This window comes from Enterobacter adelaidei, from assembly GCF_041937165.1.
In the GTDB taxonomy this organism is placed as follows: domain Bacteria; phylum Pseudomonadota; class Gammaproteobacteria; order Enterobacterales; family Enterobacteriaceae; genus Enterobacter; species Enterobacter adelaidei.
The window spans coordinates 1-15,683 of record NZ_CP154353.1 but is presented as its reverse complement, the minus strand read 5'-3'; the positions used below and the strand labels follow the sequence as shown (position 1 = coordinate 15,683).

Annotated in this window: 14 protein-coding genes; 2 read left to right on the top strand and 12 right to left on the bottom strand. The window is 55.6% G+C overall.

What is annotated here, in order from left to right; all coding sequences use genetic code 11:
* The first annotated feature begins 80 nt into the window (after positions 1-80).
* Positions 81-413, top strand: coding sequence for a YceK/YidQ family lipoprotein (locus tag AAHF05_RS00070; RefSeq protein WP_028017788.1), 333 nt, complete (start codon positions 81-83; stop codon positions 411-413).
* Here AAHF05_RS00070 and AAHF05_RS00065 read toward each other — a convergent pair.
* From AAHF05_RS00065 to AAHF05_RS00030, 8 genes are all read right to left on the bottom strand, one after another.
* On the bottom strand, positions 410-1,639 hold the full coding sequence (locus AAHF05_RS00065) for a DUF3748 domain-containing protein (RefSeq protein ID WP_176691050.1): 1,230 nt from the start codon (positions 1,637-1,639) through the stop codon (positions 410-412). The two genes, AAHF05_RS00070 and AAHF05_RS00065, sit on opposite strands and share 4 nt — an antisense overlap.
* A gap of 51 nt (positions 1,640-1,690) precedes the next feature.
* Positions 1,691-3,028, bottom strand: a complete 1,338-nt coding sequence (locus tag AAHF05_RS00060; protein WP_208594874.1) for an MFS transporter — start codon at positions 3,026-3,028, stop codon at positions 1,691-1,693.
* A 74-nt stretch (positions 3,029-3,102) separates the two neighbouring features.
* Positions 3,103-4,251 (bottom strand): galactonate dehydratase, encoded by a 1,149-nt coding sequence (gene dgoD, locus AAHF05_RS00055; protein ID WP_028017785.1) that lies wholly within the window; start codon positions 4,249-4,251, stop codon positions 3,103-3,105.
* Positions 4,248-4,865, bottom strand: a complete 618-nt coding sequence (locus tag AAHF05_RS00050) for a 2-dehydro-3-deoxy-6-phosphogalactonate aldolase (RefSeq protein ID WP_129324378.1) — start codon at positions 4,863-4,865, stop codon at positions 4,248-4,250. Before AAHF05_RS00050 ends, dgoD begins: the two co-directional genes overlap by 4 nt.
* Positions 4,849-5,727 (bottom strand): 2-dehydro-3-deoxygalactonokinase, encoded by an 879-nt coding sequence (locus AAHF05_RS00045; protein ID WP_129324379.1) that lies wholly within the window; start codon positions 5,725-5,727, stop codon positions 4,849-4,851. Before AAHF05_RS00045 ends, AAHF05_RS00050 begins: the two co-directional genes overlap by 17 nt.
* Entirely contained in the window at positions 5,724-6,413 is a 690-nt protein-coding gene (gene dgoR, locus AAHF05_RS00040) for a D-galactonate utilization transcriptional regulator DgoR (protein ID WP_003861109.1), read from the bottom strand. The genes AAHF05_RS00045 and dgoR overlap by 4 nt, the downstream gene beginning before the upstream one ends.
* A gap of 225 nt (positions 6,414-6,638) precedes the next feature.
* Positions 6,639-7,451: a sugar-phosphatase gene (gene yidA / locus AAHF05_RS00035; RefSeq protein ID WP_129324380.1), complete on the bottom strand. Its 813-nt coding sequence runs from the start codon at positions 7,449-7,451 to the stop codon at positions 6,639-6,641.
* 115 nt (positions 7,452-7,566) lie between these two features.
* Positions 7,567-8,592 (bottom strand): NAD(P)-dependent alcohol dehydrogenase, encoded by a 1,026-nt coding sequence (locus AAHF05_RS00030; protein WP_129324381.1) that lies wholly within the window; start codon positions 8,590-8,592, stop codon positions 7,567-7,569.
* A 110-nt stretch (positions 8,593-8,702) separates the two neighbouring features.
* Here AAHF05_RS00030 and AAHF05_RS00025 point away from each other — a divergent pair, with 110 nt between their 5' ends.
* Positions 8,703-9,638: a LysR family transcriptional regulator gene (locus tag AAHF05_RS00025; RefSeq protein ID WP_129324382.1), complete on the top strand. Its 936-nt coding sequence runs from the start codon at positions 8,703-8,705 to the stop codon at positions 9,636-9,638.
* Between the two features lie 32 nt (positions 9,639-9,670).
* On the opposite strand, the gene gyrB is transcribed toward AAHF05_RS00025, so the two are convergent.
* The 4 genes from gyrB to dnaA are packed head-to-tail and all read right to left on the bottom strand — an operon-like array spanning position 9,671 to position 15,683.
* Positions 9,671-12,082, bottom strand: a complete 2,412-nt coding sequence (gene gyrB, locus AAHF05_RS00020) for a DNA topoisomerase (ATP-hydrolyzing) subunit B (protein WP_028017779.1) — start codon at positions 12,080-12,082, stop codon at positions 9,671-9,673.
* 28 nt (positions 12,083-12,110) lie between these two features.
* Positions 12,111-13,184, bottom strand: coding sequence for a DNA replication/repair protein RecF (gene recF / locus AAHF05_RS00015; protein ID WP_013094779.1), 1,074 nt, complete (start codon positions 13,182-13,184; stop codon positions 12,111-12,113).
* A complete protein-coding gene (gene dnaN, locus AAHF05_RS00010) occupies positions 13,184-14,284 on the bottom strand; it encodes a DNA polymerase III subunit beta (RefSeq protein ID WP_008500170.1) in 1,101 nt (366 codons plus the stop codon). Before dnaN ends, recF begins: the two co-directional genes overlap by 1 nt.
* A gap of 4 nt (positions 14,285-14,288) precedes the next feature.
* The gene (gene dnaA / locus AAHF05_RS00005; protein ID WP_010426558.1) at positions 14,289-15,683 is read right to left on the bottom strand and encodes a chromosomal replication initiator protein DnaA; all 1,395 of its coding nucleotides are present in this window, start codon (positions 15,681-15,683) and stop codon (positions 14,289-14,291) included.

The window sequence follows — 15,683 nt, the reverse complement described above, 5'->3', positions numbered from 1 at the left end:
ATCGGGCTATCCATTTTGGTTAAGGCTCGCTATAAACCTGAGTTGCAGGTCTTTGCAGTGCCATTAATGATGACTGAGTGATGATGAAAAATGTTCTGATAAAGCTGACGACGTTCAGCGGGGTAGTTTTACTTTGCGGGTGTTCGAGCGTGATGTCTCACACCGGCGGTAAAGAAGGAACATATCCGGGGACACGTGCCAGCGCGGCGATGATCTCCGATGACGATACAAACTGGGGCACCAAATCCCTGGTTATCCTGGATATGCCGTTTACGGCTGTGGCGGATACGCTTCTGCTGCCGTGGGATATGTTTCGTAAGGACAATTCTGTGCGCTCACGGGTAGAAAAAAGCGAGCAGGAGAATCTGGCGACAAACGCCGTCATTCCGCCCGCTGAATTGCCTCCACGCTAGTGTTGCGCGGTTTCTGTTAACCAAAGCTGACGGAAACCGCCTGTCTCTTCCATCCACGCAATAAAACGTCCGTCCGGGGAAAACACTACCGCATCTGCTGAAGGTGGGTTGCCGTGATCGGACGTCAAAAACGTCACCGCACCAGTCTGCGCATCGCAACAGGCGATCCGATTTTCAAGCACGAATCCCAGCATGTTCCCGGAAGGGTGCCAGTTAAACGCTGACTGAATACCGCTCTCCGTATGGGTTAACTGGCGCGTCTCGCCACCCTCAGGAGAGATCAGCCACAGCTGCACAATACCGTTATCATCCCGCATCAGAAACGCGATCTGCGTCCCTTGCGGATTACAGCGCACCCAGTGACGCGGCACGTTCACAAGCCCCGGATACGCCCTTTGATGCGTAAAGGTCAGACGACGCTGCTTAACCCCTGCTGGCGGGGCAGGCAGGGTCTCTGTCGTACCCTGCAGAGGCTCATCGCCAGCCTGCTTCCAGCCCTGTTCGTTCTCAGGCAACTCAACAATAAACAGTTCTGGCACTTTCTCGCCCTGCACTGACAGGGTATCGCCAATAAACGCCAGCCGGTCATTACTCACCCAGCCCTCTTCATAGGCGCGGTTGATGTCATCGCTGCCGGGCTGAGGTGTTGGCGTCGTGCGGCTCACCAGCACGCTCCAGTATGCACCGACATATTCTCGCGGATGGTTCCCCTGTGGGTTCACAGGGCCAAACGGTGCGGCAACACCCACGTTACGTAAATCAAGTTTCGGATCGCGCTCGTGCAGAACGTGGTCGTTATAGGTAAAGCTAACGAGCTGCCCGTTCGGGCTGAAGACGTGTACGTGGCTGCCGCCGCGCAACGCGCCTGCGGTGTAAGGCGCGGTGATATCCATCGCATCCAGGTTGCTCACCTGGCCATGATGCGCAATCACCCCCTGACGATGGTGAAAATCATAGTGCCAGTCTGCATCCGGGTGTTTCGGGCCGTGGATAAACACATACTTATCTTCAGCGGGATGAACGGTCACCACGCCGACATGCGCGCCGTCAGTGGCACGATAAATCACCTCAACCTCACCCGTACTGACATTGACTCGCTCAATGGTTTCACCGGTGAACGATGCGCCCGACGGGCGCACATCAAAGACGAGCCACTGGCTGTCCGGCGTCCAGGTATTGATATTGGTCAGCTGGTGATGGCGGGAAGCGAAGGTGATTTGTTTCATGGGGATACCCTGATGCGCAGTTGTCGCATCAGGGTAAAACATCAGCGGGATTTAGCCTACTCGTTTAACATCGCCCACCAGCAGAATGTAGGAGAGCGCACCGATCAGTGCTACCGCGGAGATATAGACCAGCGCCGGGCCAAAGCCGTAATCCTGGGCCAGGTAGCCGATGACCAGCGGTACAGTGATGCCGCCGAGCCCACCGACAAAGTTGAACACGCCACCGGTCAGGCCAATCAGACGCATTGGCGCCAGGGATGAGACCAGTGACCAGGTGATGGAGGCAAAACCGTTGCCGAAGAACGCCACCGCCATCAGGGTCATAATCCATACCGGATCGTTGGTGTAGTTAGCACCCATGATGCAGGTGGAAATCAGCAGGCCGCAGATAATCGGCGTTTTGCGCGCGACACCCAGCGAGACGCCTTTCTTCACCAGTTTATCCGCCAGCCAGCCCGAGAGCAGAACGCCGAAGAACGCCGCAAGGAACGGTACTGTAGTCATAAAGCCAGCTTTCAGCGCGGTGATCCCCTTTTCCTGGGTCAGGTAGTTCGGGAACCAGGTCAGGAAGAACCACAGCGTCGAGGTAACCGCGAACTGGCCCAGGTAAACGCCTACCAGCTTACGATGGAAAACCAGCTTCCAGTCCGCTTTGGTCAGCGGCTGGCGCGCCTCTTTTTTCACCGGCGCATCGCCGTCTACCAGGCCACCGCCGTCGCGGATGTAGTCCAGCTCGGCTTTGGTGATACTTTTGGTCAGACGTGGCGGCTGGTAAACCTTGAACCAGATAAACGACCAGATAATGCCGATCCCGCCGGTGACGATAAATACCCAGTGCCAGCTCAGCAGCTCCTGGATCCAGATCAGCAGCGGCGTCAGGAACGCCAGGCCGACAAACTGCCCGGAAGTGTAAAAACCAACGGCAGAAGCACGCTCATGTTCCGGGAACCAGCTGGTCACCATGCGGTTGTTGGTCGGAAACGCCGGGGCTTCGAAAATCCCGGTGATGGCGCGCAGACCAATTAGCGACATCAGCCCGGTGGCGAACCCCTGGAACAGCGTCGCCACGGACCAGCCGAAAATGGCGATGAAGTAGGTTAAACGAGAACCTACGCGGTCAAGGAACCAGCCACCGGGGATCTGGCACAGCGTATAAAGCCAGGCGAACGCCGAAAAGACGTAGCCCATTTCCGCTTTGGTGATGCCAAACTCTTCCTGAATATGGGCCGATGCCACGGCAAGGTTGGCGCGGTCAACATAACAAATGACCACGGTGATAAAGATCATAATCAGCGTCAGGTAGCGGCGACGCCCGGTTTTTGTAGCAGTAACTGGAATATCCATCGCAATCTGTCTCCAGATTTTGGGCATAGCGAAGCCGCTCACCATGCCCTGTAATTTACAGAGGGTTATATTTTTTGTAGGTAAGGTTTTTGTCCGGTGGCGAAGCGCCATCCGGCGAATTACCACTCGGCTACGGAACCGTCTTCATGACGCCAGAGTGGGTTACGCCAGTCCGGCGCATTTTTGCTGAGCTCAATGACTTTGGCTTCGTCAATATCCACGCCAAGGCCCGGCTTCGTTAACGGTTTAAAGAAACCACCTTCCATGCTGAAGTCTTCTTTGTTTTTCACAAAGTCGAGCAGTTCCGCGCCCTTGTTATAGTGAATGCCCATGCTCTGTTCCTGGAACACAGCATTGCGGGAGACAAAGTCCACGTGCAGACAGGCAGCCAGCGCGATCGGCCCAAGCGGACAGTGCGGTGCCAGCGCCACATCGTAGGCTTCCGCCATTCCGGCAATTTTGTAGCATTCGGTGATGCCGCCTGCGTGGGAGAGATCCGGTTGCAGTATGGCAATGCCGCCCGCTTCCAGCACGCGTTTGAACTCGAAACGCGAGAACATACGTTCACCCGCCGCGATAGGAATATGGGTCTGCTCAGCCAGCTTCGGATAGTACTCCGCCTGCTCGGCCAGCACCGGCTCTTCGATAAACAGCGGACGATAAGGCTCCAGCTCTTTAATCAGCACTTTAGCCATCGGCGCACTGACGCGGCCGTGGAAATCCAGACCAAACTCAATCTCGTTGCCGAAGGCTTCACGGATTTGCGCGACGGTATTTACCGCACGGTCTACCGCACGCGAGTTATCAATAACGCCCATCTCTTCACAGCCGTTGAGCTTGAAGGTGTCAAAACCGATATTGCGCAACTGCTTAATGCCATCGATCACTTCCGCAGGGCGGTCGCCGCCCACCCAGCTGTAGGCTTTGATTTTGTCGCGCACCAGGCCGCCCATTAATTGCCAGACCGGCGCATTCAGGACTTTACCTTTGATATCCCACAGCGCCTGGTCGATACCGGCGATAGCGCTCATCAGGATCGGGCCGCCACGGTAGAAGCCTGCGCGATACATCACCTGCCACAGGTCGTTAATGCGCGCCGGATCCTGGCCAATCAGGTATTCGCCCAGCTCATGCACTGCCGCTTCAACGGTGCGCGCACGCCCTTCAATCACCGGCTCGCCCCAGCCGACAACGCCTTCGTCGGTTTCGATTTTCAGGAACATCCAGCGCGGGGGTAAACGGTACGTGGTGAGTTTGGTAATTTTCATTTCACTGCCTCTCGATACGCTTTCACAAATGCTGTCGCCTGCTGCGCGGTTTGTTCAACTGACTGCCCGGCGCGATAGAGATCGCTGCCCAGACCCGCCCCCACACAACCGGCTTTCATCCACTGCGCCAGGTTTTCTGGCGTGACACCGCCCACGGCAAAGACCGGCACGCTGGTGGGTAATACCGCTTTAAGCGCTTTGATGTAGTCCGGGCCAAAGGCCGATGACGGGAAAATTTTGAGCGCCTGCGCGCCCGCATCGAGGGCAGTAAAGGCTTCCGTAGCTGTCGCACATCCCGGACAGACGGTCATGCCGTAGCTCACCGCGCGGCGGATCACTTCAGGATTAATGTTGGGCGTGACGATAAGCTTGCAGCCCATTTTCGCCAGCTCATCCACCTGCTCCGGGTGTAACACGGTTCCCGCGCCAATCAGTGCCTTATCACCAAAGGCATCCACCACGGCCGGAATACTTTTTTTCCACTCCGGAGAGTTGAGCGGGATTTCCACCGCATCGAACCCGGCGTCAATCACTGCGCCTACGTGCGCGATCGCCTCATCGGGCGTAATGCCGCGCAAAATCGCGATAAGGGGAAGATCAGTTTGCCACTGCATGAGCGATGCTCCTTATTCCTGCCTGAAATGCCGTATCGCCGGAGATCGCCGCCACATCACGCCCAATAGCGTGAAATGCCTGCTGATAGCGCGACGTTAACGCGCTTCCGGCAACAATCGTGATTGCCTGCCCGGTCGGGACAAAATCGCGCATGGTCGCGACTTCTGCGCCAATCAGCAGGCCTGAGAGAAATTCGCTAACCTGCTCGCGCGGGAGATTTCCCAGCACGTGCGAGGCGCGAACTTCGAAGAGTTTCGGCAGAACATCAGGTGATGCGAGACCACGCTCAAGCCCGGCGGTAAACGCTGCGGGCGACGTCTCTTGCGCTGGCAACCCCGCCCCCACCAGCGAATGCATCAGCAGCAAATGGTGCAGTTCGCCGGTCATTACGGTGCGAAAATCATGGATTTGCTCAGCATCGGCCTGCACCCACTTGCAGTGCGTACCGGGCATGACGTAAACAGAAGAAGGAGAAAGCGTGCGCGCGCCAAGCAACTGTGTCTCTTCGCCGCGCATCACGTTGTGGTTATCGTCGCGAGAGACGCACAGGCCGGGAATAATCCAGACATTGTCATCAACGGACGTTAACTGCTCGCCAATGGCAGAGAAATGCGCAGGAACCGGCAGATAAGGGGCGATTTTCCAGCCCACGTTGCTGCCGACCATGCCCGCCATTACCACCGGCGTGGCGCCATCGCGCCAGTTTTGCGTCACCTCTGCTAACACCGCCTCGGGGGATTTACCGTTCAGGCGTGTGATGCCTGCCTCTGATTGCCTGCTCTCCAGGCACTGCCCATCCTGGTAAAGCCAGGCGCGCAGGTTGGTCGATCCCCAGTCAATTGCGATGTAGCGAGATGTCATGTGATTTCCTTCAACCTTCGTGTCGAGCTGGCGATCATCGTGAGGGCCGCCTGCTCTGCCGCATCGCCGTCCTGATGCCTTATCGCATCGAACAACGCTTTATGTTCCTGGAGCGTTTTCGGCATGTTAGCCTCATCACCCATCCAGGTTCGTTCAAATACCGCTCGCTGTAGCGAGCTGATCGCCACGCTAAGCTGCTGTAACACCGGGTTGTGCACCGACTGCAGCACTGCCTCGTGATAGCGAATGTCCGCCTCGTTGAACGCCTCCCGGTTCTGGTTATTGGCGATCATGTCGTTTAAAGCCGACTCAATCTGGGCCAAATCGCCGGAGGTTGCGCGCTCCGCCGCCCAGCGGGCGATGGCCGGTTCCACCAGATTTCGGACTTCACTCATCGCGCCAATCAGCCGTGGGTCGTAGTCGTTTTCCAGAACCCACTGCAATACGTCGGTATCGAGGTAGTTCCACTGGTTGCGAGGAGCAACAAACGCGCCGCGATAGCGTTTCATTTCAATCAGCCGCTTCGCCATCAGCGAGCGGAACACTTCCCGGATGATGTTGCGCGAGGTTTCAAACTCCTCACACAGCTCGGCCTCAGCAGGGAGCGGCGAACCCGGGACGTATTTGCCCCCCACAATTTGAGTGCCCAGCGTGATGACAATGCGATCGGTTTTGTTAAGCGTCATGGAGAGTCCTTGTGCTCTGTATGTCCATCACTACTTTACCGTGCCCGCCGAATTTCGCCTCACTTTTGCAGTACAAACGTGAGGCCTTTCATCTTTGTCGTGATGACAATGTAGTACAATCAATATATGTTGTACTACAATAAAGATCACAAAAAGAACAATCCAATAAATTCAGCGCAAAAAAAAGCCCCGGTTGATAACCGAGGCTGATGATTTTGGTTGCTGTTACCGCAGGACAAATTTCTCAATGGCGTACGCCACACCGTCTTCCAGGTTGGATTTGGTGACAAAATTGGCCACTTCTTTCACCGACGGGATCGCGTTGTCCATTGCCACGCCCATACCCGCGTATTCAATCATCGCGATGTCGTTTTCCTGATCGCCCAGGGCCATAATCTCCTCAGGTTTGATGCCCAGCGCATCGGCCAGTGATTTAACACCGGTACCTTTATTCACGCGTTTATCGAGAATTTCGAGGAAGTACGGCGCGCTTTTCAGCACGGTGTATTTCTCTTTCACCTCGGCAGGGATGCGCGCAATCGCTTTATCCAGGATCTCAGGCTCGTCGATCATCATGACTTTCAGGAACTGAGTCGCCGGGTCCATTTTCTCGGCTTCACAGAACACCAGCGGAATGGTGGCAACGTAGGATTCATGTACCGTGTAGTAGCTGATATCACGGTTGGCGGTATAGAGCGTGTTGCGATCGAGCGCGTGAAAGTGAGAACCTACTTCGCGGGACAGCTTTTCGAGGAACAGGTAGTCATCATAGCTCAGCGCGGTTTGCGCAACCGTTCTGCCATCCGCAGCTTTCTGCACCAGCGCGCCATTATAGGTAATGCAGTAATCGCCCGGCTGATTCATGTGCAGCTCTTTCAGGTAGCTGTGCACACCGGCATACGGACGGCCAGTGGTCAGTACCACATTCACGCCCTTTGCGCGTGCCGCGGCAATTGCGTTTTTAACGGCTGGAGAGATGGTGTGGTCTGGCAGCAGCAGTGTGCCGTCCATATCGATTGCAATGAGTTTGATAGCCATGAGGTCCCCGGAATAAATGAATGCAACCCATGCTAACGCGATTAAGCACACAAAAATAGAGCTAGATTGCGCAACCAGATCACCCCTTTTCAGGCTTATCCCGGGGAACGACAATTCACTCGCGGGTGAGGACTATTTTGCCAAACGCACCGCGATCGAGGTGCTCAAGCGCCTGTTCAAGCTCGTCAAAACGGTAGCGATGCTCAATCACAGGTTTTAATCCGGTTACATCGACAGCCTGAACGAAATCCTCCAGCGCCCGACGATGCCCAACGCCAATCCCCTGAATAACCGGAGATTTCAGCAACAGCTCGCCAGCTGGGAGTGAAATTTCGGTCCCGGCCAGAACGCCGATAACCGAGATACGTCCATGAACGGCAACGGCGCGCAGGGAATGCTTCAGGTTTTCACCCCCTACGGTTTCGATAATATGGTCGATACCTCGATCCTGAGTCAGCGCCAGAATGGCTTCAGCCCAGTCACCTTTCAGCCTGTTGATCCCTTTGTCAGCCCCGAGTTTTTTGGCCAGTGCCAATTTTTCATCACTCCCGGACGTGACAAAAACCTCTGCTCCGTGTGCTTTTGCAATTTGCAGAGCGAATATCGCTACGCCGCCCGTCCCCTGTACCAGCACCGATTGCCCGGCGCGTAACTGGCCGCGTTCCACCAGCGCAAACCATGCGGTAAGCCCTGCGCAGGGTAAGGTGCTGGCCTCTGCGTCATCCAGTGTTTCCGGGGCGGCCACCAGCCAGTCTGCCTTCACAATCACATATTCAGCCAGCATCCCCTGGAAGTATCCACCGGACGTTCTATAGGGCAAATTGCGCGCGTCCGCCTGCGGCTTGCCGTCGATCCACTCAGGGAAGAAGGTTGAGATGACGCGAGCGCCGGGTTTGAAACGCGTCACACCTTCGCCAATGCAGTCCACCACGCCCGCCATGTCAGACGCCGGCGTAAACGGGAAGGAACGTGAAATCGGCATGTTACCTTCAATCACCATTTTATCGCGGTAGTTGAGCGCAACGGCATTCACCCGCACGCGCACTTCACCTGGACCAGGTTGTGGAACAGGTTCCTGAATGAGTCTGAGGTTTTCACGCCCGAGGGCATTCATCGACCAGCGTTGCATTGTCTCTGCCATTGTATTTCTCCAGCCATCAAATGAGTTTCAGGACTCACAGTCTACCGTTGACTCATCATCACCAGTGGCGATAAGTTTTCTCTTTATTGTCGCCACAATGGATACAATTCATGACCGATACACTGAAGGATATTCCTGTTTTTGTGGCCGCCGTTGAGGCGGGGAGTTTTGCTCAGGCCGCAACTCGCCTGCATTTATCGCGCTCGGCGGTAGGGAAAAGTATCGCTCGCCTCGAAGAGCGACTGGGCGTTCGTCTATTCCAGCGCACCACCCGCAGCCAGAGCCTGACCGATAACGGCGCGCTTTTTTATGAGCGCTGTCTGCGCGCGCTGGAGGAAATTCGCGGTGCAGAATCACTGCTTGAAACAGGGAAACAGCAGGTCAGTGGCCGCCTGCGTGTTGCCATGCCGGTGCTGTTTGGTCGCCAGTGTGTCGCCCCGCTGTTGATTGAACTGGCGCAGGAACACCCCGGACTTGAACTGGAAATGTCATTCAGTGACCGCGTGGTGGATCTTGTCGAGGAAGGGTTTGATATGGCAGTGCGTAACGGCGTGCTTCAGGACAGCAGCGTGCTGGTTGCCAGAAGGCTGGGGGAACATCGCATGGTGCTGTGCGCCGCGCCGGATTATCTGCTGAAGAAAGGCCAGCCACAAATCGTTGATGATTTACCCCTGCATACGGCCATTAACTATCTGCGCGCAGGCAGAGTGCTCCCCTGGCAACTCATGGACAACGACGGAACGCCGCGCACATTTATTCCCCGGTCATCACTCAATATGGATGATTTGCAGGCGATCTGCGACGCTGCATTGGCCGGACACGGCATTGCATGGCTACCCTGCTGGATGGTCAGCAAAGAAATTCATCAGGGAAAACTCATCCCGCTCTTAAAGCAGGCACCGGATGTGCGTTTCGACGTTCACGCGGTCTGGCAGCAGACGCCGCATCTGCCGCTAAGGGTAAGAATTGCTATAGATACGCTGGTGAGCCGTTTACCGTCAGTGATGTCGCTGGATATGCCTGTGCCCACAAAAAAGCCGCGCTAAAAGCGCGGCCTGTGTTTTGCAGTATTACGGCATTAAATATCGATATTAGCCGCTTTCAGGGCGTTCTCTTCGATGAAGGCACGACGTGGTTCAACCGCATCGCCCATCAGGGTAGTGAACAGCTGGTCAGCAGCAATCGCGTCCTTAACGGTGACGCGCAGCATGCGGCGGCTTTCCGGATCCATAGTGGTTTCCCACAGCTGATCCGGGTTCATTTCACCAAGACCTTTATAACGCTGGATAGACAGACCGCGACGGGACTCTTTCACCAGCCAGTCCAGCGCCTGTTCGAAGCTGGCTACCGGCTGACGACGGTCGCCACGTTCGATAAACGCATCGTCCTCGATCAGACCTCGCAGCTTCTCACCGAGCGTGCAGATACGGCGGTATTCCGGGCCGGTCACAAATTCGTGCTCCAGCGGATAGTCAGTGTCGACACCATGGGTACGCACGCGAACAATCGGCTCGAACTGTTGAGCGGCGTTCTGCTGAACATCGAATTTCCACTGGCTACCGTGCTGTTCTTTCTCGTTCAGCTCGCTTACCAGGGTATTCACCCAGCGGGTCACGGTTTGTTCATCGCTTAGGTCAGCTTCGGTCAGCGTTGGCTGATAAACCAGCTCCTTCAGCAGCGCTTTCGGATAACGACGCTCCATACGCCCAATCATTTTCTGCGTGGCGTTGAACTCAGACACCAGGCGTTCCAGCGGCTCACCTGCCAGCGCTGGTGCGCTGGAGTTCGCGTGCAGAGTCGCACCATCAAGAGCGATGGCGATTTGGTACTGATCCATCGCGTCATCATCTTTAATGTACTGTTCCTGTTTGCCTTTCTTCACTTTGTACAGCGGTGGCTGTGCAATGTAGACGTGGCCACGTTCAACGATTTCCGGCATCTGACGATAGAAGAAGGTCAACAGCAGCGTACGGATGTGCGAGCCGTCGACGTCCGCATCGGTCATGATGATGATGCTGTGATAGCGCAGTTTGTCCGGGTTGTACTCATCACGGCCAATGCCGCAGCCCAGTGCTGTGATAAGCGTCGCCACTTCCTGAGAAGAGAGCATTTTGTCGAAGCGTGCTTTCTCAACGTTGAGGATTTTACCCTTCAGCGGCAGGATAGCCTGGTTCTTACGGTTACGGCCCTGCTTCGCAGAACCGCCCGCGGAGTCCCCTTCCACAAGGTACAGTTCAGACAGCGCCGGGTCACGTTCCTGACAGTCAGCCAGTTTGCCTGGCAGGCCTGCTAAGTCCAGTGCGCCTTTACGACGGGTCATTTCACGGGCTTTACGCGCCGCTTCACGGGCACGCGCCGCATCAATAATTTTGCCGACAACGATTTTCGCGTCAGACGGGTTTTCCTGCAGGTAGTCGCTCAGCAGTTCGTTCATCTGCTGTTCAACCGCCGATTTCACCTCAGAAGAGACCAGTTTGTCTTTGGTCTGTGAGGAGAACTTCGGATCCGGCACCTTCACGGAAACCACAGCAATCAGGCCTTCACGGGCATCGTCACCGGTGGCGCTGACTTTCGCTTTTTTGCTGTAGCCTTCTTTGTCCATGTAGGCGTTCAGGGTACGGGTCATCGCCGCACGGAAGCCTGCCAGGTGAGTACCACCGTCACGCTGTGGAATGTTGTTGGTGAAGCAGTAGATGTTTTCCTGGAAACCATCGTTCCACTGCAGCGCCACTTCTACGCCGATACCGTCTTTTTCGGTGGAGAAGTAGAAGATATTCGGGTGAATTGGCGTTTTGTTCTTGTTCAGATACTCAACGAACGCCTTGATACCGCCTTCGTAATGGAAGTGGTCTTCTTTGTTGTCGCGTTTATCACGCAGACGAATAGAGACGCCAGAGTTCAGGAACGACAGTTCACGCAGGCGTTTCGCCAGGATGTCGTACTCGAATTCAGTGACGTTAGTGAAGGTTTCCAGACTTGGCCAGAAGCGCACCATGGTACCGGTTTTGTCGGTATCGCCAGTGACGGCCAGCGGTGCCTGCGGCACGCCGTGGGTATACAGCTGGCGGTGAATTTTGCCTTCGCGCTGAATAACCAGCTCCAGCTTCTGCGAAAGGGCGTTAACCACGGAGACACCTACGCCGTGCAGACCGCCGGAAACTTTATAGGAGTTATCATCAAACTTACCGCCTGCGTGCAGCACAGTCATGATAACTTCCGCAGCGGACACGCCTTCCTCCGGGTGGATACCGGTTGGGATGCCACGACCATCATCGGTGACGGAGACGGAGTTATCCGCATGGATCGTGACCACGATGTCTTTACAGTGACCCGCGAGCGCTTCGTCGATAGCGTTATCTACCACCTCGAATACCATGTGGTGCAGACCGGTGCCGTCATCCGTGTCGCCGATATACATACCCGGGCGCTTACGCACCGCATCCAGCCCTTTCAGGACTTTGATACTGGAGGAGTCATAAGAATTCGACATCAACGTTTCTCGCTCATTTCAACTTGGGTTAATCCGTTATTTTACCCTTTTCCACGGTAAACATCTTCGAATTTTCGTCCGACATGTCCATAACGTGTTCAGCACTTATCGCGCTGACGAAAACCTGCGACTGCGTGGCTTTTAAGCGGCTGGCAAGCAGCCCGCGCCGCGCGTCGTCAAGTTCCGAGGCAAAATCATCTATCAGGTACAGGCAGCGTCGCCCGCTTTCGCGGGTGAGAAACTCCCCCTGCGCCAGGCGCAGCGCGCACATCAGGAGCTTGAGCTGCCCGCGCGACAGCGTGTCTTCCACCGGCGCACCGTCGGCACGAATGCGGAAATCCGCCTTGTGCGGGCCGTGCGCGGTGTAGGTCAACATGCGATCGCGCTCGAAGTTTCTCTCTAACACCTCGGCATAATCCGTCTCTTTCTCCCAGCCGCGCTGGAAGGAGAAGGTGAGAGAGAATTCGGGTAAAAACTGTTTGCAGGTATCCGCCATATCTTCGGCAATACCCGCGCTGTATTCGGCACGCCAGCGGCTGATTTGTTCCGCGAGAGGGATTAACTCCATGTCCCACGGACGCAGCTGGGCGTAACGGGTGACCTGACGCAACGCGGCGTTACGCTGCTTAAGCAGGCGCTTCAGGTTGCTCCAGGCGTTAAAGAAACCGGCTTCGTTGTGAAAGCATCCCCAGTCGAGGAACGCTCTTCTGTATTTGGGGCCGCCGTTGAGTAAAGTAAACCCCTCAGGCGTAATCAGCTGCATTGGCATCAGCAGCGCCAGCTCCGCCACCTTGTGGCCGTCGGTACCGTCGATGCGCACCTTGCTGTCGCCCTGCTTGTCTTTGGTCAGGCCGATGGCGGTTTCCCGCTCTTCACCCTGTAAGCGCCCGTGCAGAACAAAGGACTCCTGCTCATGGCGAATGACGCGACCAATCTGCAAACTGCGAAACGCCCGGCCATGGCCGAGCGTATAGATGGCTTCCAGCACGCTGGTTTTACCGCTGCCATTCGCGCCAACCAGGAAGTTAAAGCCCGGGGATAAAGCAAGATCCGCGCTTTCAATATTGCGAAAGTCGCGGATCAACAGACGGGTGAGCGACATTACAGTCTCATTGGCATGACAACATAGGCAGCCGACTGTGATGCGGCATCTTCAATCTGTACGCTTGAAACGGAATCGGTCAGCAGGATGCGCACATTCTCGCATTTCAGTGCATTCAGCACATCCAGCACGTAGCTGACGTTAAAGCCGATTTCCATCTCAGCTCCGGCGTAGGTGACGTCCAGAATTTCTTCTGCTTCTTCCTGCTCCGGGTTGTTAGCGGTGATTTTGATCTGGTTTTCGCTCACATACAGGCGCACACCGCGGAATTTCTCGTTAGAGAGAATGGCGGCACGGGCAAACGCCTGCTTGAGGCTATCGCAACCCGCTTCCAGCGTTTTGTCCGGATTCTTCGGCAATACGCGGCGATAATCCGGGAAACGACCGTCAACCAGCTTCGAGGTGAAGACAAAATCGCCGACATGAGCGCGGATGTTGTTGCTGCCGATCTGCACGCGCAGCGGGGTATCACCACCGTCGAGCATACGCATCAGCTCAATCACGCCTTTACGTGGCACGATCACCGAATGGTTTGGCAGTGAGTCGCCAATTGGCATGGAACAGACCGCCAGACGGTGGCCGTCGGTCGCCACGGTACGCAGCTCTTCACCTTCGGTTTCGAACAGCATGCCGTTTAAGTAGTATCGAACGTCCTGATGCGCCATAGAAAACTGCGTGGCTTCAATCAGACGCTTCATCGTCGCCTGTGGCAGGGTGAATTCAACTTCACTTTGCCAGTCGTCCAGGTTCGGGAAGTCCGCAGCAGGCAGCGTGGAAAGCGAGAAACGGCTACGGCCAGAGCGCACCAGCATGCGGTCGCCCTCCAGCTGCACGGCGATTTCAGCGCCTTCCGGCAACCCACGGCAGATATCAAAGAATTTACGTGCCGGAACCGTGGTCGCACCCGCGTCGTGTGGCTGAGTCAGCGTAACGCGCGCGATCATTTCCATTTCCAGGTCTGTGCCAGTCAGCGACAGCGTACCGTCCGCGACCTGAAGCAGCAGGTTTCCGAGAATAGGCAGCGTTGGGCGGCCACCTAATGGGCCACTCACCTGTTGCAGCGGTTTTAATAAATGTTCACGTTCAACAGTAAATTTCATAGCGTCACGATGATAATGTTCTGATTAAATTGGAAAAATCTTCTTTTATGTCGTGGCTTTCTTCACGTAACTGCTCAATCTTGCGACAAGCGTGCAGCACGGTCGTATGGTCACGGCCACCAAACGCATCCCCGATTTCCGGCAGACTGTGGTTGGTTAACTCCTTTGCCAGCGCCATCGCCATCTGACGCGGACGCGCCACTGAGCGGGAACGACGTTTAGACAGTAAATCTGCCACTTTGATCTTGTAGTACTCAGCCACCGTCTTTTGAATATTGTCGATGGTGACTAATTTTTCCTGCAATGCCAGCAAATCGCGCAGCGCTTCACGCACAAAATCGATCGTGATCGCACGGCCGGTAAAGTTGGCATTAGCAATAACACGGTTCAGTGCCCCTTCCAGCTCACGCACGTTGGAGCGCAGACGCTTGGCAATGAAGAACGCCACTTCACCCGGCAAGCGAATGTCGTTTTCATCGGCTTTCTTCATCAGGATCGCAACGCGGGTTTCCAGCTCCGGTGGCTCGATCGCCACAGTCAGGCCCCAGCCGAAGCGGGATTTCAGACGATCTTCAACACCGTTGATCTCTTTTGGATAACGATCCGAGGTCAAAATGATCTGTTGATTGCCTTCCAGCAGCGCATTGAAGGTGTGGAAAAACTCTTCCTGCGATCGTTCTTTATTGGCAAAGAATTGAATGTCATCGATCAGCAGGGCGTCAACGGAACGATAATAGCGTTTAAACTCTTCGATCGCGTTGTTTTGCAGGGCTTTTACCATGTCCTGAACGAAGCGCTCGGAGTGCATATACACCACTTTCGCATTCGGCTTGCGCGCCATAATGCCGTTACCCACTGCATGCAGAAGGTGCGTTTTACCTAAACCCGTGCCGCCATAAAGGAACAGTGGGTTGTAGGCACCTCCGGGGTTATCCGCAACCTGACGAGCCGCCGCGCGCGCTAACTGGTTCGACTTACCTTCAACGAAGTTATCGAACGTGTGTTTAACGTTAACGTTAGAACGGTAGGTTGGCTCAGCAGGTGCAGGAACATTATCCCAGCCCTGACGAGCGGGTGCGACGCGAGGGGCCGGAGCAGGAGCAGCCTGAGCAGGCGCTGCTACGTTCACGGTTTCACGAACGGTTTGGGTGACCGGCTTTGTGCCCACTTCAAAGCGCAGCTGTGGGGCATCTGACCCGCAGAAATCGTTCAGCAGTCCATTGATGTTATTGAGGTACTTGTCCCTTACCCAATCGAGCACAAAACGGTTTGGCGCATACAAAGCCAGCGTGTTATCGCTCAGTTCCGCCTGCAACGGGCGGATCCACATACTGAATTCTGTGGCTGGTAACTCATCCTGCAATCGGGCAAGACACTGCTGCCAAAGCGAAAGTGACAC